Origin of the sequence: Actinoplanes lobatus, from assembly GCF_014205215.1 — a bacterium.
GTDB classification, from domain to species: Bacteria; Actinomycetota; Actinomycetes; order Mycobacteriales; family Micromonosporaceae; genus Actinoplanes; species Actinoplanes lobatus.
The window spans coordinates 7,830,792-7,855,577 of sequence record NZ_JACHNC010000001.1 but is presented as its reverse complement, the minus strand read 5'-3'; the positions used below and the strand labels follow the sequence as shown (position 1 = coordinate 7,855,577).

18 protein-coding genes and 1 pseudogene are annotated in these 24,786 nt (G+C 70.9%); 14 read left to right on the top strand and 5 right to left on the bottom strand.

Translation table 11 applies throughout. The features are described from left to right. The first annotated feature begins 26 nt into the window (after positions 1-26). Positions 27-1,820: a family 43 glycosylhydrolase gene (locus tag BJ964_RS36090; RefSeq protein WP_229807247.1), complete on the top strand. Its 1,794-nt coding sequence runs from the start codon at positions 27-29 to the stop codon at positions 1,818-1,820. Between the two features lie 138 nt (positions 1,821-1,958). Here BJ964_RS36090 and BJ964_RS36085 read toward each other — a convergent pair whose 3' ends face one another. Then, positions 1,959-2,528, bottom strand: a complete 570-nt coding sequence (locus BJ964_RS36085) for a hypothetical protein (protein ID WP_188124830.1) — start codon at positions 2,526-2,528, stop codon at positions 1,959-1,961. 380 nt (positions 2,529-2,908) lie between these two features. Between BJ964_RS36085 and BJ964_RS36080 the strand changes: the two genes are divergently transcribed. The 11 genes from BJ964_RS36080 to BJ964_RS36030 all read left to right on the top strand — a co-directional run bounded on the left by BJ964_RS36080 (position 2,909) and on the right by BJ964_RS36030 (position 19,976). Next, positions 2,909-4,162, top strand: a complete 1,254-nt coding sequence (locus tag BJ964_RS36080) for an aspartate aminotransferase family protein (RefSeq protein WP_188124829.1) — start codon at positions 2,909-2,911, stop codon at positions 4,160-4,162. Further along, entirely contained in the window at positions 4,159-5,223 is a 1,065-nt protein-coding gene (locus tag BJ964_RS36075) for a zinc-dependent alcohol dehydrogenase (RefSeq protein ID WP_188124828.1), read from the top strand. Before BJ964_RS36080 ends, BJ964_RS36075 begins: the two co-directional genes overlap by 4 nt. Next, on the top strand, positions 5,216-6,307 hold the full coding sequence (locus BJ964_RS36070) for a glycosyltransferase (protein ID WP_188124827.1): 1,092 nt from the start codon (positions 5,216-5,218) through the stop codon (positions 6,305-6,307). Before BJ964_RS36075 ends, BJ964_RS36070 begins: the two co-directional genes overlap by 8 nt. After that, a complete protein-coding gene (locus tag BJ964_RS36065; protein WP_188124826.1) occupies positions 6,304-7,077 on the top strand; it encodes an inositol monophosphatase family protein in 774 nt (257 codons plus the stop codon). The genes BJ964_RS36070 and BJ964_RS36065 overlap by 4 nt, the downstream gene beginning before the upstream one ends. 12 nt (positions 7,078-7,089) lie before the next feature. Then, entirely contained in the window at positions 7,090-8,673 is a 1,584-nt protein-coding gene (locus BJ964_RS36060; protein ID WP_188124825.1) for a glycosyltransferase family 2 protein, read from the top strand. Continuing rightward, positions 8,670-9,581, top strand: a complete 912-nt coding sequence (locus BJ964_RS36055; RefSeq protein WP_188124824.1) for an LLM class flavin-dependent oxidoreductase — start codon at positions 8,670-8,672, stop codon at positions 9,579-9,581. Before BJ964_RS36060 ends, BJ964_RS36055 begins: the two co-directional genes overlap by 4 nt. A gap of 234 nt (positions 9,582-9,815) precedes the next feature. Further along, positions 9,816-10,217 (top strand): hypothetical protein, encoded by a 402-nt coding sequence (locus BJ964_RS36050; RefSeq protein ID WP_188124823.1) that lies wholly within the window; start codon positions 9,816-9,818, stop codon positions 10,215-10,217. Then, entirely contained in the window at positions 10,214-14,308 is a 4,095-nt protein-coding gene (locus BJ964_RS36045) for a hypothetical protein (RefSeq protein WP_188124822.1), read from the top strand. The genes BJ964_RS36050 and BJ964_RS36045 overlap by 4 nt, the downstream gene beginning before the upstream one ends. A gap of 88 nt (positions 14,309-14,396) precedes the next feature. Next, a complete protein-coding gene (locus BJ964_RS36040; RefSeq protein WP_188124821.1) occupies positions 14,397-16,580 on the top strand; it encodes a hypothetical protein in 2,184 nt (727 codons plus the stop codon). A 344-nt stretch (positions 16,581-16,924) separates the two neighbouring features. Continuing rightward, positions 16,925-17,563 carry a DUF4360 domain-containing protein gene (locus BJ964_RS36035; RefSeq protein ID WP_188124820.1) on the top strand — a complete coding sequence of 213 codons (639 nt, stop codon included), beginning with the start codon at positions 16,925-16,927 and terminating at the stop codon, positions 17,561-17,563. A gap of 97 nt (positions 17,564-17,660) precedes the next feature. After that, positions 17,661-19,976: a leucine-rich repeat domain-containing protein gene (locus BJ964_RS36030; protein WP_188124819.1), complete on the top strand. Its 2,316-nt coding sequence runs from the start codon at positions 17,661-17,663 to the stop codon at positions 19,974-19,976. A gap of 8 nt (positions 19,977-19,984) precedes the next feature. On the opposite strand, the gene BJ964_RS36025 is transcribed toward BJ964_RS36030, so the two are convergent. From BJ964_RS36025 to BJ964_RS36015, 3 genes are read right to left on the bottom strand one after another with little or no spacing between them, the layout of a single operon-like run. Then, positions 19,985-21,196, bottom strand: coding sequence for a vWA domain-containing protein (locus BJ964_RS36025; RefSeq protein WP_188124818.1), 1,212 nt, complete (start codon positions 21,194-21,196; stop codon positions 19,985-19,987). After that, on the bottom strand, positions 21,193-22,323 hold the full coding sequence (locus tag BJ964_RS36020; RefSeq protein WP_188124817.1) for an AAA family ATPase: 1,131 nt from the start codon (positions 22,321-22,323) through the stop codon (positions 21,193-21,195). Before BJ964_RS36020 ends, BJ964_RS36025 begins: the two co-directional genes overlap by 4 nt. Then, positions 22,320-23,054 carry a leucine-rich repeat domain-containing protein gene (locus tag BJ964_RS36015; RefSeq protein WP_188124816.1) on the bottom strand — a complete coding sequence of 245 codons (735 nt, stop codon included), beginning with the start codon at positions 23,052-23,054 and terminating at the stop codon, positions 22,320-22,322. Before BJ964_RS36015 ends, BJ964_RS36020 begins: the two co-directional genes overlap by 4 nt. A gap of 88 nt (positions 23,055-23,142) precedes the next feature. Between BJ964_RS36015 and BJ964_RS36010 the strand changes: the two genes are divergently transcribed. Further along, positions 23,143-23,553, top strand: coding sequence for a macro domain-containing protein (locus BJ964_RS36010; RefSeq protein WP_188124815.1), 411 nt, complete (start codon positions 23,143-23,145; stop codon positions 23,551-23,553). A 13-nt stretch (positions 23,554-23,566) separates the two neighbouring features. Here BJ964_RS36010 and BJ964_RS36005 read toward each other — a convergent pair whose 3' ends face one another. After that, positions 23,567-24,379: a hypothetical protein gene (locus BJ964_RS36005; protein WP_188124814.1), complete on the bottom strand. Its 813-nt coding sequence runs from the start codon at positions 24,377-24,379 to the stop codon at positions 23,567-23,569. A gap of 194 nt (positions 24,380-24,573) precedes the next feature. Here BJ964_RS36005 and BJ964_RS48595 point away from each other — a divergent pair. Beyond that, positions 24,574-24,768: pseudogene (locus BJ964_RS48595) on the top strand (cyclic-phosphate processing receiver domain-containing protein); the annotation flags it as partial. Between the last annotated feature and the right edge of the window lie 18 nt (positions 24,769-24,786).

The window sequence follows — 24,786 nt, the reverse complement described above, 5'->3', positions numbered from 1 at the left end:
CACGACACCGCCTCAGGAGAAACCTCATGAGAGCCGCCGTCGCCGCCGTCGCCGCCGTCCTCGCCACGTTCCTGCCCGCTCCCGCTCGTGCCGACAACCCGATCGTGCAGACCGTCTACACCGCCGACCCGGCGCCGCTGGTGCACAACGGCCGCCTCTACGTCTACACCGGCCACGACGAGGACGGCTCCACCTACTTCACCATGCGTGACTGGCGGGTCTACTCGACCACCGACATGGCCAACTGGACCGACCACGGCTCCCCGATGAGCCTGGCCACGTTCAGTTGGGCGAGCGCCGACGCCTGGGCCGGCCACGTCACCGAACGCAACGGCCGCTTCTACTGGTACGTACCGGTCAAGAACCGTGCCACCGGCCGGATGGCCATCGGCGTCGGCGTGTCCAGCAGCCCGACCGGGCCGTTCACCGACGCGATCGGCCGCCCCCTGGTGGAGAACGGCGAGATCGACCCCAACGTCCTCATCGACGACAACGGGCAGGCCTACCTCTACTGGGGCAACCCCAACCTCTGGTACGTCCGGCTGAACACCGACATGATCAGCTACTCGGGCAGCCCCACCCAGATCCCGCTGACCACCGCCGGCTACGGCACCAGAACCGGAAACCCCAACCGCCCGACGCTGTACGAGGAAGCGCCGTGGGTCTTCAAACGCAACGGCCTCTACTACAACGTCTTCGCCGCCGAATGCTGCTCCGAATACATCGCCTACTCCACCGCCCCCGGCCCGACCGGCCCGTGGACCTACCGCGGCACGATCATGCCCCGGCAGGGCGGCAGCTTCACCAACCACGCGGGCGTCGTCGACTTCAACGGCGGCTCCTATTTCTTCTACCACAACGGCGCGCTGCCCGGCGGAGGCGGGTTCACCCGGTCCGTCGCCGTGGAACGGTTCACCTACGGATCCGACGGCACCATTCCGGCGATCACCATGACCACCGCCGGGCCGCCGCAGGCCGGCACGCTGAACCCGTACGTCCGGCAGGAGGCCGAGACCACGGCCTGGGCCGCCGGCGTCGAGACCGAACCCACCTCCGGCGGCGGCATCACCATCGCCAACACCGACAACGGCGACTACCTCAAGATCAAAGGCGTCGGCTTCGGTACGGGCGCCACGTCCTTCCAGGCCCGGGTCGCCTCCGGCACATCCGGCGGCCGCATCGAGATCCGCCTCGGCAGCCCGACCGGAACCCTCGCCGGCACCTGCACCACCGGCGGCACCGGCGGCTGGCAGAATTGGACCACGATCACCTGCCCCATCACCGGTGCGACCGGCACCCAGGACCTCTACCTGCGTTTCGCCGGCGGCACCGGCTACCTGCTCAACCTCGACTGGTGGCAGTTCAGCGCCTCCGGCGACGGGAACCTGCTCGTCAACAGCGGCGCCGAGAACGGCACCGACGGCTGGCAGGTGTTCGGCGCCGGCAGCCTGTCGGCGAGCACATCCGTGGTCCGCAGCGGCACGCGATCGCTGGCGATCTCCGGGCGGACCGCCGCGTGGAACGGCCCGGCGCAGGACCTCACCGGCCGGCTCACCAACGGCGCGACCTACCGGACGAACATGTGGGTCCGCTCGCAGAGCGGAACGCCCAGCGCCAAGGTGACCCTGGCGGTGACCACCGCGACCACGACCGGCTACGTGCAACTGACCCCGGCCACCACGGTCAGCACCGGCGGATGGACACTGCTCACCGGCAGCGCCACGGTCGCCTGGACCGGCGCCCTGTCCCGGGCGGCCCTCTACGTCGAGACCACCGCCGGAACCGACGGGCTCTACCTCGACGACGCGTCTCTGCAATAGACACGCTCCAGCCGGGGTCGGCCGCGCAGCGGGTGACCCCGGCTTGAGCACCCGGGTACCCCGGCACGGCGACGGCGCAGATGATCACGGACCGCGCCGGCCAGCCCGGGTCGCCGGGTTGTTCGTGGACGGTGTCGGCTACCGCGGCAGGTAGGCCAGCAGCCCGACGTCCGGGTGGTCGATGCCCGGTTGGCCGAGTGCACGCAGGTCGGCCTCGACGTCGGCACGGTTCAGAACGCCCGCCCGGACCGCCTGGTACCGCACGATCGCGTAGAGGAACACGTCCAGGTTGTCGAACCGGGTGTCCGCCTCGATGACCTGCTCCTCGTGGAACCAGACCGCGACCTGACCGTTGGTCAGCACCACGTAATAATTGCCGCCTCCGTCGAAACCGATCGACCACACGTCGTCGTCGGTGAGGGCGGTTTGGTAGTCGCTGTCGAGAATGTCACATCCGTTCGCGGCGAATGCGAAGCCGTACGAGTCGTCGCTGACATCGAGAACCCTTGGCAGGGCGCCTGACCGGACCTTGCGGTCGAAGCCCTCCAGCGCCGCCGCCGCACCTCCCGGCAGTCTTTCCAGGAACGGCGCGACCGGGCGGATCTGGCTGCTCAGCGTGACCAGGGAGCGGTCAGGGAACCATCGGGCCAGGTCGGCGTCAAAATCACGCTCGCCGTATCCGGCCAGTCTCTCGACAGTCACAGGCATCCGTTCAAGGTAGGGGGTCGATGACGGGCGCGGCGCACCGGCTCTGCCGTGGGCGAGATCAATTCAGTAACCATCCGGCAATCTTTCTTCATCGGGCCGGATATTAATCGGCCATGCTCTATTGTTTCGCGAACGTTAATCGATGTTCGTGGGGCGTCAGTGATTAAGCGCACACGCCCCCGGTAGTGCAGGTCAAGGCCATTCTTCGGTCCTCGTCCGCCGGTGCCGCCTTGACTCCCCGGCGACTGGCGGACCACTGTGGAGCCTGTTCCTGGGAGAGCTCCCACCACTTCATTCCGATACCCGCACGGGATTTTCACGCCCGTTCACTTAACCGGTTCACCAGCAGCGATACCATGTCGACGGGGAAAGGCCACCCAATGAGTTCGAGTGTTGCGCACAGGCCGTTGACCGGCCTGCCAGACCATGTCGGAGAAGGCATCTACCTGCACATCAACGGCGAACGCCACATCGACTGCGCGTCCGGGACGTTCAACGTCTCGCTCGGCTACAACCCCCCGGAGGTCCTCGCGGCACTCCACGACCAGCTGGACCGGGTGGCTCACCTGTCCTCCGAGTTCACCCGCGGTAAATCAGAGGAAATCTTTCAGCTGATGCGCCCTGAATTGCCGCCGCACATCGGCGCGTTCTGGTTCCGCGACGTGACCGGATCCGGCGCCAACGAGGCGGCCGTCAGAATCGCTCAGAAAGCCACCGGCCGCTCCGACATATTCTCGCTGTTCCTGTCGCATCACGGACAGACCGTGGCCACCACCGGAATCTCCGGCAACGCTTTCCGGCAACGCAGCTTCACACTGCCGTTCCCGAATTCGGTGAAGATCCCGGCGCCCGACTGCGCGAACTGCTTCTACGGGCAGGTCGCCGACCGCTGCGGCATGCTCTGCGCCCGCCGGCTCGAGGACTTCGTGGAGTACGCGTCGAGCGGCCAGGTGGCGGCCGTGGTCGTCGAGCCGGTGATGGGTAACGGCGGCAACATCGTCCCGCCCCGCGACTGGTACCGGGTGCTCCGCGACACCTGCGACAAACTGGGCATCCTGATCATCGCCGACGAGGTGCAGACCGGCTTCGGGCGTACCGGATCGTTCTTCGCCTCCACCGGCTACGCGCAAGCCCTGCGGCCGGACATCATCACCTTCGCCAAAGGCGCCGGAGGCGTCGGCATCCCGGTCGCCGGCGTGCTGATGCGCCCCGACCTCGACGTGCTCGAACCCTGGGAGCACTCCAGCACCTCGGGCGCGAACCCGCTGGCGCTGACCGCACTGGAGGCCACCGTCCGCTACCTCGGCGACCACCGGGTGCTGGAGAACGTGGCAGCCGTCGCCGGGCCGCTGCACCGCGGCCTGCTCGCCCTCGCCGCCTCCTCCGCGAGCGTGACCGGCGTCCGCGGCATCGGCCTGATGCAGGCCTTCGACCTGCCCACCAGCGTGGACGTCGAGCAGTTCATCGCGATCGGCCGCCGGCACGGTCTCATCCTGCGCGGCAGCCGGTACGGCTTCGGCCGCACCGTCAAGGTCCGCCCGCCGCTGATCATCACCCCCGAGCAGGTCGACGACCTGCTCGCCCGCCTCCACGACACGCTGCGCTCCTACGAGAAGGAGGCCAACCGGCCGTGAAAGCCCTCAAGTACCACAGCGCCTGGAACGTCGAACTGCGCGAGGTGCCCGACCTGCACGCCACCGGCGACGACGACGTGGTCGTCGACATCCGCTACTGCGGGATCTGCGGCACCGACCTGGGCATCGTCTCCGGCAACTACCCGGTCGCGGTCAGCGGCGTCACCCTCGGCCACGAGGCCAGCGGCATCGTCGCCGAGATCGGCCCGGCCGTCACCAGCGTCGCGGTCGGCGATCGCGTCGTGATCAACCCGACCCCCTACTGCGGCCGGTGCCGGATGTGCCAGACCCAGCGGATCAACCACTGCGTCAACAAGCACGGCACCGAGAGCGGGGTCAGCTACGACGGCGCGTACGCCGACCGCTACCGGACCACCTCGGCGTTCGTGCACCGGGTCCCGGACCACGTGTCCCTGCGGGCGGCGGCCCTGACCGAACCGCTCAGCTGCGTGGTCGCCGGCGCCCGCAAGCTGCGGCCGCCGTCGCTGACCGCCAACACGTACGTGATCGGCGCCGGCCCGCTCGGGCTGCTCTACACCTGGGTGCTGTCGCTCAAGGGCCTCACCCCGGTGGTGGTCGAACACTCGCCGGCCCGGCTGGAGTTCGCCCGCGACCGGCTGCCCGACGGCACCGGCGCCTACGAGTCGCTGGAGGAGGCGCGCGGCAAGTTCTTCAACGACCCGCAGGCGCCGCTGGACATCGTCGTCGACACCACGTCGATGCTGCTGGAGGAGCTGTTCCCGCAGATGGCGTGCGGAGGCACGTACATGTCGATCGGTTTGAAGGAGAAACGCGCCTCGATCGACACCATGCTGCTGGCCGACCGCAGCCTGTCGGTCATCGGCTCGATCGACTCCCTGCACGGCTCCTTCGTCGAAGCGTTTCACCTGATCACCAGCGGCCGGATCCCGGCGGAACGGCTGATCAGCGACGTGGTGCCGCTGGAGCAGTACCGGCGCGGCTTCGCGGCGCTGGGCTGCGACATCGACACCCGCCGGTTCGGCCCGGCCGACCAGGCCAGCTGCAAGGTCCTCATCGCGCCGGGGGACCTCAGTGAGTGACCCGAAGATCAGCGTCGTCGTCCCGTACCGTAACCGGGCCGACAACCTGCGGCTCGCCCTGGCCGCCCTCGCCGAGCAGACACTGAGCAGCGGCGAGTTCGAAGTGGTCGTCGGCGCCATGGAGTACAGCACCGAATACCTCGACGTCTGCCGGGAGTTCACCGGCCGCCTCGACATCGTCTCCGTGCTGTCGTCGCGACCCTGGCAGGTCGGCCACGCCCGCAACCAGGCGCTACGCCAGGCGACCGGCGACGTGGTGGTGCTCATGGACGTCGACATGGCCCTGCCGCCGCGATGCCTGGAAGACCTCTTTCACCACCATTTCGCGTACGGGCAGAACATCTGCGTCGTCGGCCAGATGATCGACTACGACAACAACACCGGCGACGTCACCGAGGTCCGGGCGCTGCCGTTCGAGCACTACCGCAAACTGCTCGCCGACCTGGAGACCACCGGCCCCGGACAGCAGGACCCCCGCATCACGGCCCGCCACGTCATCCCCTGGTCGTTCGCCTGGACCGCGCTGGTGGCCCTGCCCCGCCCACTGGTCGTCGAACACCGCCTCTGGTTCGACCTCGACTTCCACGGGTACGGCGTGGAAGACCTGGAATGGGCGTACCGGGTCGGGCGTACCGGCACACCGATCATCATGGGACGGGAGTTCTTCGGCGTCCACCTGCCGCACGTGCGTGACGTCGCCGCCAACAGACGCACCGAGACACCCAACTACCGGCGCTTCCTCGCCAAATGGCCGGGCCCGGACGTGGAACTGGCCTGCGCGTTCGGTGACTTCGAGGCCAACGAGCGGTACACCGAGTTCCGCCGCCTGGCGGGCACGCTCACCGTCGTACGGGCAACGGTCGACGGCCGCAGCGAACTGATCGCCGGGGTACCGGCCGGAACCACCGGCGTGCTGCCCGCCGGCGCCACCGACGTACGGGTGCTGCCCCTGGCCGGCCTGGCACTGCCCTACCCGGACGGCAGCATCGACCGGTGCCGGGCACACGATGCGGTGCACGCGCTGCCCGACCCGTACCGGGCGAACATCCTCGCCGAACTGCGCCGCGTCGGGAACCCGGCGTGACGGATCCCGCGCTGTCCCGGCAGCTGCTCACGGTGGCCGTCCGGGCCGCGCACGCCGGCGGCGCGGTACTGGCCCGCGCCGGGGCGACGGCGCCGGCCAGGCACAAATCCTCACCCACCGACCCGGTGACCGAGGTGGACCTGGCGAGCGAGGCCGCGATCGTCGCGGTGCTCGCCGCCGACCGCCCCGGCGACGGCCTGCTCGGCGAGGAGGGCGCCACCCGAACCAGCCGCACCGGACTGCGCTGGGTGATCGACCCGGTCGACGGCACCACGAACCTGCTCTACGGCTCCCCGCACGTCACGGTCAGCATCGCCGTCGAACGGCAGGCCGCCGACGGATCATGGCAACCGGTGGCCGGCGTCGTGCACGACCCGGCACGGTCGGAGACGTTCACCGCGACCCGCGGCGGAGGCGCCCACCTCAACGGCGAGCCGATCCGGGCCAACGACCCGGTGCCACTGGACCGGGCCCTGGTGGCGACCGGGTTCGCGTACGGATCCGCGTCCCGGGACCGGCAGGCGCAGACCGTACGGGCACTGCTGAGCCGGGTCCGAGACGTACGCAGTCACGGCAGCGCCGCCCTCGAACTGTGCTGGCTCGCGGCCGGCCGCTGCGACGCCTACTACGAGGACGAACTGGCCCGCTGGGACTGGGCCGCCGGCGCCCTGGTCGCCGCGGAAGCCGGCGCCACCGTCACACCCCTGGCCACCGGCGTCCTGGCCGCCGGCCCCACCCTGCACCCGGCCCTCGTGGCCGCCCTCACCTGAAGGGGACGACGCATGTCGCTCTACCGTGTCCAACAGGTCACCGACCGGGACCCGCCACACCTGCCACTGCTCTTCGCGACGTTCATGACCCTCGCCCCGGTCTTCGCCGTCTGGCGGACCGCCGTCGTCAACTGGGGCGTCTGGTACGGGCCGCTCGCCTGGCTCGCCGAGATGTTCGCCGTCGGCACCACCACCCTGTTCGTGCTCTCCCTGCGCCGCCGGACCCGTCCGCTGCCGCGCGATGTGGAACCGCCGGTGACCCGCACCGTCGACATCCTGGTGCCGACGGTGAACGAGCCCCTGCCCGTGCTCGAACCGACGGTCCTCGGGGCGCTTCGCGTACGCGGCGTGCGCGACGTCATCGTCCTCGACGACGGCGTCCGCAACGAGGTCCGCGACATGGCCGACCGGCTCGGCGCCCGCTACCTGCCCCGGGCCGCCCGCGACGGCGCCAAGGCCGGCAACCTCAACCACGGCCTGACCATCACCGACGCCGAGTTCATCGTCACCCTCGATGCCGACCACATCCCGCTGCCCGAGTTCATCGAACGCACGCTCGGCTACTTCGACGATCCGGACGTCGCCGTCGTACAGTCGCCGCAGTCGTTCTTCAACACCGAATCCTTCACCTTCCGCCGCCGCCACGGCGCCGAGGGCGGCTGGCACGAACAGGAGATGTTCTACGGCGGCGTGCAGCCCACGAAGAACACCACCAACAGCGCGATCTTCACCGGTACGTCGGCGATGCTGCGCCGCAGCGCACTCGACTCGGTGGACGGCTTCGCCCCGGACACCTCCACCGAGGACATCCACACCTCCCTGCGGCTGCACGCACGCGGCTGGAAGTCGGTCTATCTGGAGACACCCCTGGCGTACGGGCTCGAGGTGGAGAACCTGCGCGAGTACTACGGCACCCGGCGACGGTGGGCGATCGGCAGCCTGCACCTGCTGTTCCGCCACCCCGACTCGCCGCTGCGGGTCCGCGGCCTGACCCTGCACCAGCGGCTCAACTACCTGAGCGCGATGGTCGCCCACCTCCAGGGGATCAACCGCCTGCTCTACCTGCTGATCCCGGTGGCCGCCCTGACCACCGGCGTCGCACCGGTACACGGGCCCTACGCCGTCTACGGCCTCGCCTTCCTGGCGTTCACCGTCTTCTCGATCTGGGTCGTCGTACGCTTCGGCCGCGGCCACTACCACATGCTGCACAGCGAGGCGTTCGCCGTCGCCGACACCCTGCCCATGCTGGCCGCCCTGCCCGCGGTCCTGCTCGGTGAACGCGAGTTCGGGGTCACCCAGAAACGTACGGCGCGCACCACCGACCAGCGACTGAAATGGGCGTACCGGATCTTCGCCCTGGCCGAACTGTCCGCACTCGGCTTCGCGGTGACCCGCCTGGTCCAGGGCGAACACGTGGTCATCGCCACCTGGTCGGCGGCGTTCCTGACCCTCAGCTCGGCCTACGTGCTGGCCTTCCTGATCAGCATGGAACGCTACGAGCGCAGCCCGGTGACACCGTGGTACCACGACCTGAGCCCCGAGGAGCTCTATCGCCGGATCGTCGCCCGCCCCGACCGCGCCCTGGCCCGGTCATGACCGTCCTGGGCGCGGTCGTGCTCCCGCAGCTGCCGCCGGAACGTCTGCGGGAGGTGGTGCGGGCCGCCGACGAGGCAGGACTGGACGAGCTGTGGCTGTGGGAGGACTGCTTCCTCACCAGCGGTGTGGCCGCCGCGTCGGCCGCGCTGGCCTGGACCCGGCGGACACGGATCGGGGTGGGACTGCTGCCGGCGCCGCTGCGCAACGTGGCGCTGACCGCGATGGAGATCGCGACGCTGCACCGGCTGTTCCCCGGCCGCGTCCACGTCGGTGTCGGCCACGGAGTGCAGGAGTGGATGGGCCAGGTCGGCGCGCGCGCCGCATCGCCGATGACACTGCTGGGGGAGTACGTCACCGCGCTGCGTGCCCTGCTCGCCGGGGAGCGCGTCACCACCCACGGCCGGTACGTGCACCTCGACGACGTCGCCCTGGACCGGCCACCGGCCGCCCCGGCGCCGATCCACGTCGGGGCGGTGGGCCCACGCACGCTGCGCCTGTCCGGCGCGGCGGCCGACGGCACCATCCTCACCGGCGGCACCACCCCGGCACAGGTCACCGCGGCGCGCGAGCAGGTGGAGCGGGGGAGAGCCACCGGCGGACGCGGCGGCCCACACCGGATCACCGTCTACCTGCACGCGGCCACCGGCGCCGGCGCCGTGGCCCGGATGACCGCGGAGCAGGACCGCTGGGGCTACCCCAGCCCGGTCGACCGGATGGTCACCGGCGGCGCGGCCGAGATCGCCGGGCAGGTCCGGAGATGGGCACGCGCCGGGGCCGACAGTGTGGTGTTGCAGCCCACCCCGGACGACCCCGACCCGGAAGGGTTCGTCCGGTTCGTCGCCCAGGACGTACGGGCGGCCCTGGACCGCCTCCCGGACGAGGACCGCCGCAGGACCGGCACGCGATAGCCAGGCCCGTGCCCGGCTGACGGCCGGAAGGATCCGGCCGTCAGCTACGGCGACCCTGCGGGTCACCGCCGCCTCTGATCGACTGCGGCACCGAATCGAATTCCGATCGCGGACGATACTGCCCGGCGCGTCGGCGGCCGCCGATCGCTGCCCCCATGACGGGATCAGGACGTATCAGTTGACGGCAGGCTGGTCGAGGCGGCATTACCATGGCGGGGAGCCCGGGAGGTTCCGATGTGGAGTGCGCGCCGCCGGACCGCTGTTCTCACCGCTCTGTCCGTCCTTGCCGGCACCGTGGTCGGCATGCTCACCAACATCGTCACCGACCGTCCCGGCCCGGCCGTCGCCGGTGGTCTCGCCGTGGCGATCGTCGCGGCGGTGACCCTGGCCGTCCTGCTGGCACGGGCCGGTGAGTCGCCCGCGCCGGAGAGCGCCGACCACGTCCAGCTCGCCGATCGGGGCCACATCCTGGACACCCACGTCGATGTCGGTCCCGGCTCGGCCGCCCGGACCCGGCAGGAGGCACGCGACGGCGGCTCGATCACCGGCAGCAGCATCGTGATCCGGTCGCATTCCGAGACGCCCCCGCCGCCACGGCCGGGCCCAGCCCTGCCTGGCGGGACCGACCCGCGGTGAGCTCGACGGCGTTCGTCGACCGGGAGAACGCCCTGGAGGCGTTCGGCCGGTTCCTCGCCGGGTCGGCCGGTGAGGTGCTGGCCTTCTCCGGCATGTCCGGGCTCGGCAAGTCCTTTCTGCTCGCCGAACTGGCCCGGCGGGCAGGTCCGGGCCGGGCCCGGGTGCTCGACCTGGAGGCCCTGGTCGAAGCACAGCCCGGGGAACACACCGACGTCGCGTTCGCGCTGACCGACGCCGTCGCCGCAGTGGCCGAGGAATGGACCGGATCCCGTTTCAAAAGTTACCGGGCGGCCCGGGAGCGGGCGGAGGCGGCGCTCGCCGAAGCTCACCTGCGGGTACCCACGGTCAGCCTGATCGCCCGGGACGGGGCTCAACTGCACCAGGTGGCGGTCACGGTGATCACCGATCCGGTGGCGGTGCGCGCCGCGGGCGTTCGCTCGCTGCACCGTGACCATCTCACCCGGGCTCTCGCCGACGATCTTCGTGCGCACCGCCCGGCCGGGCAGGTTCTCCTCCTCGACAGCGTCGAGCGGCTGACCTATCTCGACGAGGTCGCCGACACCGCCTCCGGTGGACAGTCCTCCTGGTTCCTCTCCGGGCTGCTACCCCAGCTGACGGCGTCGGGCCTGCGGGTGGTGCTGGCCGGACGGGAGGCGCTGCCGGTGCGGCCCGGCACCACACACGTGACGCTCGAGGAATGGGCACCCGGCCACACCGCCGAGTTGCTCGCCTCCCGGGGGCTCGGCGACGCCGAACTCGCCGCGGCGATCCACCGCACCTGCGGCGGCCTGCCCGGCTGGGTCGATCTCGCCGCGGCCGCGGTGGACGCGGCCCGCGACTCCGGCGCAGGCCTGACCGCCGCCGAGATCGCCCGCCGGGCCGCGGTCCACCCGGTGCAGCGCTGGTTGCCCGAGGTGTTCCTCGACCGGCTCCCACCGGCCACACATGTCGTGCTGGCCGCTGCGGCGGTGCCTCGGATGTTCGGCCGTGCCGCGGTCGCCGCGTTGCTCGACGACGTACCCGATGGAGACGACTGGTTCACGGCGCTGGACCGCTATGCGTTCGTGCGTACCGAGACCGGCCGGGACGGCGAGGTGACCCGCACGCTGCACCCGCTGGTGCGCACGTCGCTGCTGGAGAGCCTGCGGCGCGACGACCCGGAGACGCTGACCCGCCTGCACCAGCGGGCCCGCGACCACTTCGCCCGGATCGGATCGCCGGTCGACGAGCTGTACCACCGGCTCGCGCTCCGTGATCCGTCCGCCGTGGCCGGCTGGCGGCAGTGGTGCGGCGACGCGGTCGCCGCCGCCGACTTCGCGGGCGCCCGTACGGCCCTCGGTCTGCTTCTGGCGCCGGAGCAGCGCGGCGTGCTGCTGGCGGCGCATCCGATCGCGGTCATCGAGGGTGAGTTGACTTCCGCGACGGTCTGCCGTTTCACCGGCCGGCCCGGCGAGGCGGCCGCGCATCTGGACGAGGCGCAGCGACTCGCCGGGCGGTTCGGCAACCGGGAGGCGCTCGGCGCGGTGGCCCAGGAGCGTGCCCGGCTCGCGCTGCGCGACAGCCGGATCACCGACGGTCTCGGCGAGGCGCGGGTCGCCCTGCAGCTCGCCGAGGACCTCGGACTGCCGTCCGAGATCGGCAACGCCCACGACCTGTGCGGCGATCTGAGCCTACGGGCCGGCGAACCGGCGGAGGCCGAAGCGCACTTCAGCGCGGCGATCGCCGCCTACCGGCTGGCCGGCAACACGGTGGGCGAGGCGAACGCGCTGCTCTCCCTGGGCACCCTGGTGTTGCGTACGGGAAACAACGCCCAGGCCCGGGAGCACCTGGCCGGCGCCCTCTCCCGCTACGTCGAGGCCGGTCGGCGCAGCGGCCAGGCCGACGCGCACATCGCGCTCGGCCAGGCGGTCCAGCAGGCCGGCGACCTCGGCACGGCCCGCACGCACCTGCGCACCGCCGAGCGGATCAAGGAGACCCTCGGCGACGACCTCGGCGCGGCCAACTGCCGTTACCGGCTCGCCGAGATGACCGCGGACGAGGGCGACCCGGCGGCGGCGGAGACGGCGTTCGGTGTGCTGCGATCGGATTACGAGCGCTTGGGCGACCGGTTCGGCGTGGCGAACTCGCTGCGTGGCCTGGCCGCCGTTGCGCTGAGGCGCCGCGACTTCCCGGCCTCGGCGCGGTGGCTGGAGCGGGCCGAGACGGCCTACCACGAGCTGGAGTCCGGCTACGGCATCGCGATGTGCCGCTACCTGCGTGGCCGCCTGATGATCGAGACGCACGACCCGGCCGAGGCCGCCCGGCTGCTCACGCTGGCCGCGGACGGCCTGAAGCGGGCCGAGGACCGGCCGCTGCACGCGCACGCGGTCATGCTCCTCGCACTGCTCCACATCAGGAGTGGCGCTGTGGCCCAGGGCGAGGGGCTGCTGCGCATCGCACGGAACGACATCGCCGCGACCCGCCCCGCAGACCTCGGACCGCTGGACGAGGCGATCTCCGGGATCGAGCGGAACCGACGGGAGACCCGCGACCGGCTCGGCGCGCTCACCCCGGCGTCCCGGCTGCTGCTCGACCTGCTGGCGCTGGTGCACGTCGCCGATTCCTACTCCTATGTGGTCTCCGGCGTGTGGGCGCCGCTGTGGGAGAGCGCGTTCCCGGGCCGTCCCCTGCCGTCCTTCGCTCACACCGCCGCCGCCCTCACCGGAGCCGGTCTGATCGAGGCGGTCACCGAGCACACGCCCGACGTCGGGCCCGTCGTCCGCTACTCCTTCGCCGACCCGGCGCTGCGTCCGCCGGCCCGTGACGCGATCGGCGCCGAGCGCCGCGACCTGGTCAACGAGTTGATGGCGACGGCGTGGGCGCAGGTCTTCTTCACCACCCGGCACGCGCCGAACCCCACCACCGTGCGTGCTGGGCTGGGCATGGCCATCTACTCCCTGGAACGCCACGACGACGACACCGCGTGGAGCGCGGTGGAGGAGACCCTGCCGATCGCCGAGAGACTCGGCGACAACCGGGAGGTCCTGGGCCTGATGCGGGAGGTCGCGATGCGCACCGGCAGCGCCGAGCGTTATGCGACATTCGCCGTGGCCGCCGCCGGTGACCTGGACGCGGCCCTGGAGATGCTGGACGACGACGATCTGGCTGGGCTCCAGGACGCGATCGCCGCCGAGATCCACGACCGGCTGCTCAGCGGACATCGTCCCGGCGACGCGCTGGCGCTGGCTGAGTCGTGGGCGGGACGCTCGGAGGGCGCCGAGCACGTCCGCTGGCTCGACCGTCGCGCCCACGGTCTCTACGCCCTCGGCCGGCACGACGACGTCGTCACGGCCGTCCGGGACGGCCTCTCCGAGATCGACCGCTGGGCCGATGATCTGGACGACCCCGACCGGTCGCGGGTGTCGCTGCTGCACTGCGCGGTGGGCTCGGCCAAGGCGGCCCACGACTGGCAGCGGTCCCTCGACCTCAACGAGCGGATCCAGCACCTGCTGGCGGCGGCGGGCGCCGACGAGCACGAGCGGGCCCACTACCGGTTCAGCGACAACGCGGCCCTCATGGAATTGGGCCGCTTCGACGAGTGCGAGCTGCTGCTCGGCCGAGTCGAGCGGGTCTTCGCCCAGCACGGCGACACGGCCATGGCCGAGGCGGTCGCCGTGGCGCGGGACCTGCTGGTAGCCCGGCGCGGCGACCCCGGTGCGGCGCTCGGCGGGGAGCGCGCGGCGCTGCGCCGGGCGTACGCGACCCGCGACCCACTGGCCGCCGCCCGCCTGCACGTCAACTACGCCAACCACCTGCGCGCGGCCGACGGCGAGGTGGCCGTGCGCGTGGCGCACCGGATCGCCGCCGCGGTCCTCTACGACCTGACCGGCAATGCAACGGAGGCGGCACGGTCGGTGACGGCAGCGCGCGCCGAGCCGAGCCGGCAGGGGTTCCGCTCAACCAGGCCAGCAGGTCCGGACGCGCTCGCCGGCGTGCTGACCCGCGACCCCGGCGTCGACCTGCGGGCACTGCTCGGTGCCGTGACCCCGCGAGCAGCCGACGTCGAGAGAGCCATCGACAGCATCATGCGGGCGGTCCGCAAGGGACGATGACGCGAACGACCGCCGCCCTGCGGTCGAGTGGCTCAATCATCCCATAGTGGTATTTCATCGATTTGCCCCATAAGCCGATAATCGGTGGGTGGCGGTGACCGAGTTGCGGGTGCACGGCGTAGGCGGAGCACGGCCGGACGTGCTGCTCGGCACCCCGAGCCACCGCCAGGTGTGGGGTGACCGGCTCGCCGGGTTCTACGCCGCGGAAGCCGAGCAACGGGGCCGGCGGATCGAGGCGTACTGCTGGGGTGGAATGACCTCACGGAGCAGCACCCGGGTGCTGTGGCTGCTGCTGTTCCCGTTCATGATCGCGAATCTCGCCGGCTGGACCTGCTCGGCGCGGACCCGGGCGGACCGGTGGGCGTTCGCCGCACACCGCGCCTGCGGGCGGTTGGCCGCGCTGGGCATCACCCTCAACCTGCTGCTGATCATCGCGATCGCCGCCATGGACTGCTGGGCCTTCCAGTTCGGTGGGCGCCCCGGCGACCCGTCGGCGCCGCAGTGGCGGAAGATCGCCCACGGCCTGGTCGACCGGCCCGAGGCCGGTCAGCGGGTGGTCCTCGGGGCGGGCGTCGTCGCCGCGGTCCTGCTCATCCTCTGGCTGCTGTCACAGCAAGCCCGCAACCGGTACGAGGAAGTCGCCCCGGCCACCGACGGAGGCGGCTACGCCGCGGCCCTGGCGGGCGGTGTGACCGACCCGCGGTTCTTCGACGGCGCCGACACCGTACGCCGGTTGAGTCTGCTGCACGTCAGCGCCGGCCTGTCCTGGCTGGCGTTCCTGTTGAGTCGGGCGCCCTGGTCGGCGGCCGCGGCGGGACTGCTGCTGGGGTGCTCGATCGTGCTGCTGGTGTGCGAGTCGGCCGGGGACCGCGCCGTGATGCCGCTGGCCGTGGCGGCCATGCTGGCAGTGTGCGTCACCGCCGGGCAGACCTGGACCACGAACCTCACCGGCGACGGGCACCTGCCGAACATGCGGGCCACCGCGATCGGCACCCTCGCCCTGATCATGGGCCTGGTCGTCGTCAGAGCGCCGATTCTGGCCGGTATCGCCCTGCTCCGATGGGTGGGGATTCGCCGTGGCGCCGCCACCGCAACCGTGCCACGCCCGGTACGGCCGTGGCCGGGAGCCCCGCTCGTAGTGTCCCTGCTCGCCCTGCTCAGCGCCAACGTCGCCGGCATGGGCATCCTCGTCGGCGCGGTGAACGCGCTCGGCCCCGGGGTCGAGATGTTCCCGCTGATCGAGGGCGTGCTGCCGATGCTCACTCTGGCGCCGGTGGCGCTGTTCATCGGGTTTCCGCTGGTCCAGCTGATCCGGTATGCGGCTGCGGGCCACGGCCCGGGTCCGGCGGTGATCCGTGCCGAGTACGCCGGACGGGCGGACGCGACCGCGCCCGTACCGCCGCCGTGGGACGCCTGGCGGTGCAGCGCTCTGCCGACCGGGGACCTCGGCGCCGGGGAACGGCGGCGCCGTATGCGGTGGCTTCGGTCCGTCGCCCGCGGCCGCGAGCTTGCCGAGTACGCCTTCGACGTCCGCTACCTGTTCGACGGCCTCGCGGCGATCGCGGTCCTGGCCCTCGTGCTCGCCTGGCTGTCCCTGGGCAACATGGTCGTGCGGTACGCGTTCACCGACCGGTTCGCCGTCTGGGTGGCCGGGTTGATCCCGGTGGCGGGCGTGGCGTTGCTGCGGTGGGGCTGGGGACGCCGGGACGCGCGCCGGTGGCTGGGCGTGCTGTGGGATGTCGGCACGTTCTGGCCGCGGTCCTTCCACCCGTTCGCGCCGCCCTGCTACTCCGAGCGGGCGGTGCCCGACATCCATCGCCGTATCCGGTGGCTGAACGACAACGGTGACCGGGTTCTGCTGGTCGCGCACAGCCAGGGCAGCGTCCTGGCCGCCGTGGCCCTCGCCCAGCTGCCGCCCGGCCGCGCGGTCCTGGCGACCTTCGGTTCGCCGCTCATGAAGCTGTACGGGTGGGCGTTCCCGGCGTACATCAATGATCGGGTGTTGGCCGGCCTGCGGGACTGGCGCAACTTCTCCTACCCGACCGACTACATCGGTGGTCCGGTCGGGCGTGCGGACGTCGATGTGCCGCTGCCGGACCCGGAGTCGGTCTTCTACACCGCCGGTGAGCCGATGCCGCGGATGCGGCGGCACACCGGCTACTGGTCGGACGAGGCGATGTGGCAGCAGATCGACCAGCACACCGCGACGGCCGGCGGTCAGCGCCCAGACGCGGAACGGCTGGCGCCGAGCCCGGGCACGCGCCCATCGTGATCCCCAAGCCGGTGCCACGGGAACCGCGGTACCGATGATCGTGGTCTCGGTGGTCCCGGTGGGACACGTTCGGGGTACGTCGGTTGTCGTGATCCGCCGCCCGTTGATCCGGCTTTCGATCATGTCGGCTGAACAGGGACCCGTCCCTTCGGATCCGCCCGCCGCGCGTTCGGCCCTCGGGTTGATCAACCGCTTGGCCGTAAAGCACCCGTAAGTCACCTGTACGTGATCATGGTGAGGCGTGGTGCCATTGCGGACATAAAGTGATGAAACGTACGTTACGGCGGCAGGTCGAATCGGCTCGCACCCAAGACCAACTCGCACCCACTTCGAAAGAGGTCGTCATGCGCAACGCCGTCGTCACCGCCACCACACTGCTCGCCTCACTCGCCGCGACCGTCGTGCCGGCAGCCGCGGCCCCCGCGCCGCTGCCGGTCGACGAGATGGTCATCGACGTGGTCGCCGCCAACGGCTCCGGCTGCCCGCTCGGCACCGCCGACGTGACCGTGTCGCCGGACAACAAGGCCTTCACCGTCACCTACAGCGAATTCACCGCCCAGGCCGGCGCCGGCGCCAAACCGCTGGACTTCCGCAAGAACTGCCAGCTCGCCCTGAACGTCGACGTCCCGCAGGGCTTCACCTACGCCATCGCCCGCACCGACTACCGCGGTTACGCCCGCCTGGAGAAGGGCGCGTCGGCGACCCAGTCGTCGTTCTACTACTTCCAGGGCGAAGCACGAACCCACCGGTCGCGTCACCAGTTCACCGGGCCGGCCGACGGCGACTGGCAGCGCACCGACGACATCGACATCAGCTCGGTGTCGTTCCTGCCGTGCGGGGAGCGGCGCTTCCTCAACGTCAACACCGAACTGCGCGTCAACGCCGGCTGGTCCGACAAGAGCAGGGCCACCAGCCTTCTCACCATGGACTCCACCGACGGCAACCTCGACACCGTCTACCACGTCACCTGGAAAAAGTGCTGACAGGCGGCCCTCGCCGAGGGCACGGCCCTGATTTCGAGGGTTGTTCCGGGGTGCCACACTCAGGCGACCTGAAGGCCGGACAGGGAGCGTACGACGGATGTGGCATGACGTGGCGGCGGTGCGCGAATGCCTGCGTACGGGCCGGGTGACCGCGCTCGCGAGGTCGCTCAAGCGGGAGAATGCGGCGACATGGCGGGCGCTGGAGCCCGTGGAGCGGCGGGAGATCCTGGCAGCCGGCTCGGCGAGCAAGCGCGAGGAGGTCGCCGGGTTCGCGTCCGCCGGCCGTGTCGCCGACGCGCCTGTTCTCTTCGACGACCTGGTGACCCTGCCGGATCTGCAGGCCAAGACCTACTGCGCGGCGCTGGAGACGCTGTACCACGAGTATGCCGGCCCGATCGACCCGGAACGGGCGCGTATCTACCTGGCCGCGGCTCTGCCGCACGGAGCGGCGTATCCGAAGATCTTCCACTGCGCGGCCCGGGTGTACTTCGAACTGGGTGACCGGGACCGGGTGGTGCAGATGGTAGCCGCCGGAAAGCGCAACGACGGTTCCCTCTGGTTGATCCGCGACGACATGGCACTGGCCCCCATGTGGCCTCATCCGGGGTACGCGGAGTTGTTCGCCCACCTGGATCCGCCACTGTTCCGCGGCATGGAAGCCGCACACGCGGCCGGCCCCGCGGCTGTGCGCCGTCTCAGGGCCGGAGGGAGCCCCGGCGGCCGGCTGCGGGAGTTCGTCAACCTGGAGTGGGTGGACGTCTGGGGCGACGACGAGGAAACGCTGGCAGCGCTCGCGGACCTGCCGAGGCTGGCCCGGCTGGAGTTCAGTGCCCACTTCCGCGGGCCGCTGCCCACCGGCACATTGACTCGGCTGGTCCAGGTGCCGACCCTGGAGGAGTTCACCTTCGAGCGCGGCGGCGAGGCCGTCCGGCCCGGTCAGACAAGGGCGTTGCGAACCGACTTCGCGCGCCGGGACCTGCCGGTGCCGGAGCGGCTGTTGCACGTGGCGCTGTTGTTCGACACCGGCGACGGCACGGCGGAACAGTCCGGCGTACGCGATCTGGTGGCGGCGATGGACTCGGGCGTGCCGGCCGTCCGGCAGGCCGCGAAACGGCTGCTGGCCGACCGGCTCACCGCCCCGGAGGGCGGCCTGCGCCCGGGCGACGGGGTACTACTGGCCGGGAAGATCAACTCCGATCAGGCGGTGCTGGCCGACCGGCTCGCGGAGGTGGGTGCCACTCTGCAGCGCCGGCCTGGCCCGGCGACCCGGCTGGCCGTCGCCGGTGAGCAGCACAAGGGCCGGGCGCTGGCACACCTGGATGCCGGCGTCCCGCTGATCCTGGAGTCCCAGCTGCGTGACCTGCTCGACCGGGCCGCACCGCAGCCGCTGTCCGGCGCCGCCGGTGAGGGGGAGGAACTGGCCGCCCGGCTGCGGGCGCTGCTGACGTCGCCGGACGAGGCCAACATCAAACTGGCGGTGGACCTGGCCCGGCAGGGTGGCCTGCCGCCGGGGCTGCTGGAGGAGCTGATCGTCGTCGGGAAGGACACCCGGCTGGGCCGGCCGGTCCGCAGCGGTGCCCAGAAACTGCTCGCCGAACACGCCCCGGCGGCGTTGCGGGACGCGCTGGCCGGCGCGTTCGCCCGGACGAACGTGTTCCGCGACTCGGCCACCTCATGGGACGTGATGTCCGCCGCACACGATCTGGCCGAGCTGTGCCCCGGCACGATCGACGGGGTCCGGCTGCTCACCCTGCTCATCGCCCGGCGGGACCCCGACCGGTCCGGGCGGATGCTGGACGTCAGTGGTGGATGGATGACGTTCACGCACCTGCCGCCGTACGTCCTGGAACTGACCGACCTGAGCCACCTCCGGGTCGAGCAGGCCGACCTGGTGGAACTGCCCGACGACATCGGGCGCCTCACCGGGCTGCACACCCTCGACCTGGGACACAACCGGCTCACCTCGCTGCCGGCCGGGATCGCGGAACTGCGCAACCTGCGTCATCTGGACCTGTCCAACAATCACCTCGTACAGGTCCCGGCGGTCCTGTTCGCGATGGGTGATCTGGTGCGGCTCAGCCTGCGCCTGTCCAACTGGAGGCCGCCCTGGCCCGCCCACCTGACCACGCTGCCGGATCTGTTCGACGGGCTCATCGGGCTGGCCCATCTGGATCTCAGCCACCAGCACATCGCCGCGCTGCCGAACTCCATGCGCGCGATGCCGAACCTGGTGGGGCTGAACCTGCGCGGAACCCGGCTGCGCCGGCTCCCGGAGTGGATGGTCGACCTACCGAAGCTGCGCCAGCTGCTGCTGGAGGGTGCGTCGCTCGACGACGACGCGGCCAACCGGGACCTGATCGCCCGGCTGCGGGGACGCGGCATCACCGTCCGGACCGACCTACCAGACGCCTGACCACACGGTCAGGTGCGGGCCGGGCGGGTCAGGCGGGTTTTGCGCCCGGGCAGGCGGGAGGCGTCCGGCGCCACGCCGTCGGCCGTCAGCACCCACAGCACCGGCATGCGGGGCCGGACACACAGCTCGCAGGGGCTCGGCGCGTGACCGTCGGTGAGATAGACCAGCCCGTCGGCGGCGAGCTCGTTGGCCCGTAGCAGCACCGGCCGCAAGCAGGTGCCACCCCGCCCGGTCACCGCCGCCGGCGCCCGCCCCCGGTACTGGTACTCGCGGTGCACCTCGGCGTCGGCTTCCAGCACGGTGATGTCCGCCCCGCGCCGCCACATCCCGTGGATCTCGGCGAAGAACGCGGCGATGTCGGCGGTGGAGACGCTGCCCGAGGTGTCGACCGCGACCACCAGCCGGGTCCGCCGGCGAACCCGGGTGCCCGGCGCGGTGCCGTACCGCTTCGACGGCCGGGACAGCACGTTACGCACGAAGGTCCGTTCGCTGGTCGCCCCGAACAGCCGTAACACCCGCTGCCACGGGATCTCCGGCGGCCTGCCGACGGACTCCAACCGGGCGACCAGTGCGGCGGGCAGGGAACCCCAGCCCCGGCGCCGGGCCCGGCGTACGGTCGAAGCGACCAGGCTGTCGACGCTGTGCGTGTACGTCGACAGCGTCGCCGACGGCAGCGCGTTGAACTCCGGCCACCCTTGATGCCGGGCCGCCCCGGGACCCGTCAGCCAGCGCCGGATGGCCTCCACGGCGCTGTTGCAGGTCCCGTCGGCGTGGCAGGCCGCCAGGAACGGTTCCCGCAGCAGCTCGTAGTACTCGTCAGCGGAACGGTCCGGCGACAGCCGAAGCTGCCCGGCAGTGATCGCGCCGGGGAGGCCGGAAACGTCCATCAGTTGGTTGACCACCAGATCACAGGCCAGGTCCCAGAGCTGCCGTGACGCGTACGTCCGGCCGCGCAGCGGATGCTTGAGCGCCAGGTGCAGCAGTTCGTGCTTGAGCGAGGCGGTCCGGGCCGCGGGGGCCAGAGTCGACCACTCGCCCGTCCCGATCTCCAGGCCGGGCGCCACCGGGGTCGGTACCAGCCGGACCGCCGCGCCGCCGGAACCGACCGACCGGATCGTGCCGACCAGCAGGTGCCCGAAGAACGGCTCCCGGATCAGGAGATCCCGGGCGGCCGCGTCGACGCCGGCACGGACCGACCGCGCGCCGGGCGGCTCGTTCACCGCATCGTTCCCGCCATCAGCAGCATCTGTGCCGTGGCCGGGTCGCTGAGCACCCGCGACGCGCCGACCGTACCGTCCAGCATGGCCAGGTCCTGGGCCAGCGCCAGCCGCATGTCCTCGGGCAGCACATCGAGCCGCAGCATCGACCGCAGGTTGTTCACCTCGGTCGCGGTCAGCTTCGTCCGGCGAGCCGCCAGGACGTTGACCAGCCGGGTACAGACCGCGGCGAGGATGTCGACCCGGCGTTCGGCGCCCTGGTCGGCCAGTTCGGTCAGCCGTGCGGCGACGGGGCCGAACTCCTTGGCCCCGAGGATCTCCTCGGGGGTCACCAGCACGTCGAGGCCGCGGTTGACGAACGCGACGAAGGCCGACACGGTGGCACTGTCCAGACAGGCCTCGCCGAGCATCGTGACCAGGCCGAGATTCGCCCGCAGGTCGGTGATGTCGCGGATCAGGCCGAAGAACTGTACGAGCGTGCGCGGCGTGGTGCGTGATCCGGTCACCGTCTCGGGGTACGCCAGCACGAACGCGATGCCGCGCGGGTCGACGTCGTGCGCCTCGGCCCAGCCCGCCCACCGTTTCACGTCGAAGCGCAACGTCACGTGCAGCATCCGGGTGAGCATCGCGTCGTCCATCGGCGTCACCGAGTAGTCACCGCCGTCCGGATTGGCGGTGAGCACGATCTGCCAACGCGCCGGCAGTCGCCACGAGGTCAGGGCGGACCGTTGCAGCAACTGCATCATGCCGCGCAGGATCCGGTCGTCGGCGCGGTTGACGTCGTCGATCAGCAGGATGCCCGGCCCGTCCTGCCGGGGCACCCATTCCGGCGGCGCCATGCGGGTCGCCGTGCCGCCGTCGACCACCACCGGCATGCCGAGCAGGTCGCCCATCTCCTCGAACTGCGCCGGCGCGATCGACACCAGCGGCACGCGGCGTGCGGCGGCTACGGACTCGACGACCTCGGTCTTCCCGATCCCGTGCCGGCCCCACACGCACACCGGAGTCTGGTGCCGGCCCTCGGTGGCCAGCCGGTCGTTGACGGTCATCGCGTGGTCGAGGAATTGCACGAGCTCGCCGGTGTCGCACTCAGTCCCGTACGTCACGTAGGCGAAGGCGCCGGCCGTCATCGAAGATCCACCTCTTCGTCGTTGAGTTTCCGCAGGTGAGGCAGCTGGCGAAGAATGGCGAGCAGCTCGTCGTCGGGTTCGTCGGGCAGCGTCAGCTCGGTGAGCGCGGTCAGTTCACCGATCCATCGTGGGTACTCGTCGATCTCGTTCATCCACAGCCCGAGGACCCGCAGATTCGTCAGGCGGCGAATCCACTCCGGCACCGTCGACAGGCCGTTGCGGGACAGCTCCAGCCGCGTCAGGTTGGTGAGCTGTCCGAGCGTGTCCGGCAGGCTCTCCGGTGTGCAGTTGAACCAGTCGAGGTACAGGTCCAGGTCGGTCAGCTGGGTCAGGTTGCCGATGCTCTCCGGCAGCCGGTCCGAGCGCGTGTCGATCAGCGAGAGGCGGGTGAGGTTCGTCAGCCCGCCGAGAAGGTCGAGCGGCTCGTCCTCCAGGTTGTTCTCGTCCAGCTTGAGCACGCGCAGGCCGGTCAGGTCGCCGATGACCTCGGGCACCTCGGCCAGGTCGTTCGCCTGGACGTCGAGCTCGACCAGCTGATCGAGTTCGGTCAGCCAGTGCGGCAGGGCCTCGATGCTGTTGAACCGCAGCGTGAGAGACCGCAGGTGGGTCAGCTCGCGTACGGCGTTCGGCAGCTCATCAAGACCACACCGGGACAGGTCCAGGACCGGCGACTGCGTAATGCGCGCGGCCTTGATCCGTTCCTTCGGCGATGTCTTATCGATCTCCGGCACGCCGGACATGCTAGGTGACGGGTACGAACCACCCTGTGCTCGGACGAAAGGCAGACCGCCAGACACGTGGTCCGGCGCGGTACGAACAATGGGCAGAGGAATCGTCAAGGTCATCTCCCGGCGCTGGCCGGAGCCGGAGCGGGAGTTCCGCCGTTGGCACGGTGAGCCCACGTTCCGCCTCGGCGCTGTGCGGCTGGTGCCGGTCGCCCCGGAGCTCTGGCTGGCCAACATGGTCGGCCAGCACGGCATCGCCACCCGTCGTGGCCTGCGCACCGCCTCCAGTTATGAGGCCGACGCCGGGCCGCCGGTCCGCTACGAGGCGATCCGGGAATGCCTGACCACCCTGGTCACCCACGCCCGTGCCCAGCACGCCTCGGTGCACATGCCACGCATCGGCTGTGGTCTGGCTGGCGGCACGTGGGCCGAGATCGAGCCGCTGATCCGCGAGACCCTGTGCGCGCACGACGTGCCCACGGTCATCTACGACCTGAACGCGTGAAGCTCATTGCCGCTCATGGCACTGGCAGGACGGGGCGCACCGGCGTTTCGCCGACGAGATAGCCCTCGTAGATGATTTCGGCCAGGGTGGGGTCGCGGTAGGCGGTGGCCAGAGTGATCCAGGACAAGAACCCGCCATAGCCGCCGCACAGCGCGCTGCCGCCGTCACCGCCGCACAGCACTGCCGGGTCGGTGGTGAATTCCGCCCGGTACGGGTCATCGCCGATGACGAGTCCGAAGAAGTTGGGACTCTGAATCAGCGGGACATCACCGTAGGGCTCGCCGTCAGGGTATTCGTCGCCCCAGCGGAACAGCGTGGTCGCTCCGGCACCGCAGTCGTATTCCCACTCGTCCGGCGTGGGCGGCCGTAGGCCTCGCCACTCCAGCCGGGCCATGACGGATTCGTGGTCGTCGGTGCCGTCATGCTCGGCTGTCAATAGCGAGTCGGCGTCAACCGAGCGCACAGCGACCAGCCGAGCCGGCAGGGTCGCCCGGCGCGTGGGGGACATCTGTTCGGCCAGGAAGCGGTGGATCGGCTCGGGTACCGAGTACGCGGCTACCGCCTCCGCGAAATCGTGCAGTTGGCGAGAGGTGGGAACGAACCGTGCAGGATCGCAACCGAGCTCCACCGTGCCCCCGGGCACCAACGCGTACCGGATGCCGTCACGCTCGAACAGCGCCACCCGCCCACTCCGGCCGGCGTAGCTGTGGGTGCTCACCGACACCAGCGCAGCCCCGACGTCATGAGCGATAGCGGCAGCAACGCCGGCAGCGCCAGCATCGGAGAGGGCCAGCCACCCATCCACGGTAAGATCGACATGCGACATGCGGGCATTATCCAGATAGGCGGCACGCCAGCACAGGCACGCGCAGATCGCGGCTACCTATTTACTGGTCGTACGACCGCAGCCCGGCACGAGCGTGTGCCGAGCGGCGACGGAAGGCGTGACTGTGCGTAACGCTGTATCTGCGGCAAAATGAGTGTGCGTCGGCGCCCCGGACGAGCCACCATCACAACCTGCCGGTTGTCGAGCTCCTGGAGCGTGCCGCTTTCGAGGGATGCCCCTTTGACATCGGCATCATTCACGTCCACTCCGCCAATCCGGCCGGCGCCAGGAAGATGGTGCAGGCCCTCCAGCACTGGGGCTACCGTGTCCGGGTCGCGACAGGATCCGCCGATGTCGGCTATCGGGACAAGCCAGCCGCCTCGGACTGACCCACGGGCGAGACGCTG

What these genes read in the sequence shown, in the direction of transcription:
- BJ964_RS36050 (WP_188124823.1), top strand. Translation starts at nt 9,816, where the DNA reads ATGTGGAGTGCGCGCCGCCGGACCGCTGTTCTCACCGCTCTGTCCGTC.
- BJ964_RS36030 (WP_188124819.1), top strand. Translation starts at nt 17,661, where the DNA reads ATGTGGCATGACGTGGCGGCGGTGCGCGAATGCCTGCGTACGGGCCGG.
- BJ964_RS36020 (WP_188124817.1), bottom strand. Translation starts at nt 22,323, where the DNA reads ATGACGGCCGGCGCCTTCGCCTACGTGACGTACGGGACTGAGTGCGAC.
- BJ964_RS36005 (WP_188124814.1), bottom strand. Translation starts at nt 24,379, where the DNA reads ATGTCGCATGTCGATCTTACCGTGGATGGGTGGCTGGCCCTCTCCGAT.
- BJ964_RS36010 (WP_188124815.1), top strand. Translation starts at nt 23,143, where the DNA reads ATGGGCAGAGGAATCGTCAAGGTCATCTCCCGGCGCTGGCCGGAGCCG.
- BJ964_RS36055 (WP_188124824.1), top strand. Translation starts at nt 8,670, where the DNA reads ATGACCGTCCTGGGCGCGGTCGTGCTCCCGCAGCTGCCGCCGGAACGT.
- BJ964_RS36035 (WP_188124820.1), top strand. Translation starts at nt 16,925, where the DNA reads ATGCGCAACGCCGTCGTCACCGCCACCACACTGCTCGCCTCACTCGCC.
- BJ964_RS36090 (WP_229807247.1), top strand. Translation starts at nt 27, where the DNA reads ATGAGAGCCGCCGTCGCCGCCGTCGCCGCCGTCCTCGCCACGTTCCTG.
- BJ964_RS36060 (WP_188124825.1), top strand. Translation starts at nt 7,090, where the DNA reads ATGTCGCTCTACCGTGTCCAACAGGTCACCGACCGGGACCCGCCACAC.
- BJ964_RS36080 (WP_188124829.1), top strand. Translation starts at nt 2,909, where the DNA reads ATGAGTTCGAGTGTTGCGCACAGGCCGTTGACCGGCCTGCCAGACCAT.
- BJ964_RS36085 (WP_188124830.1), bottom strand. Translation starts at nt 2,528, where the DNA reads ATGCCTGTGACTGTCGAGAGACTGGCCGGATACGGCGAGCGTGATTTT.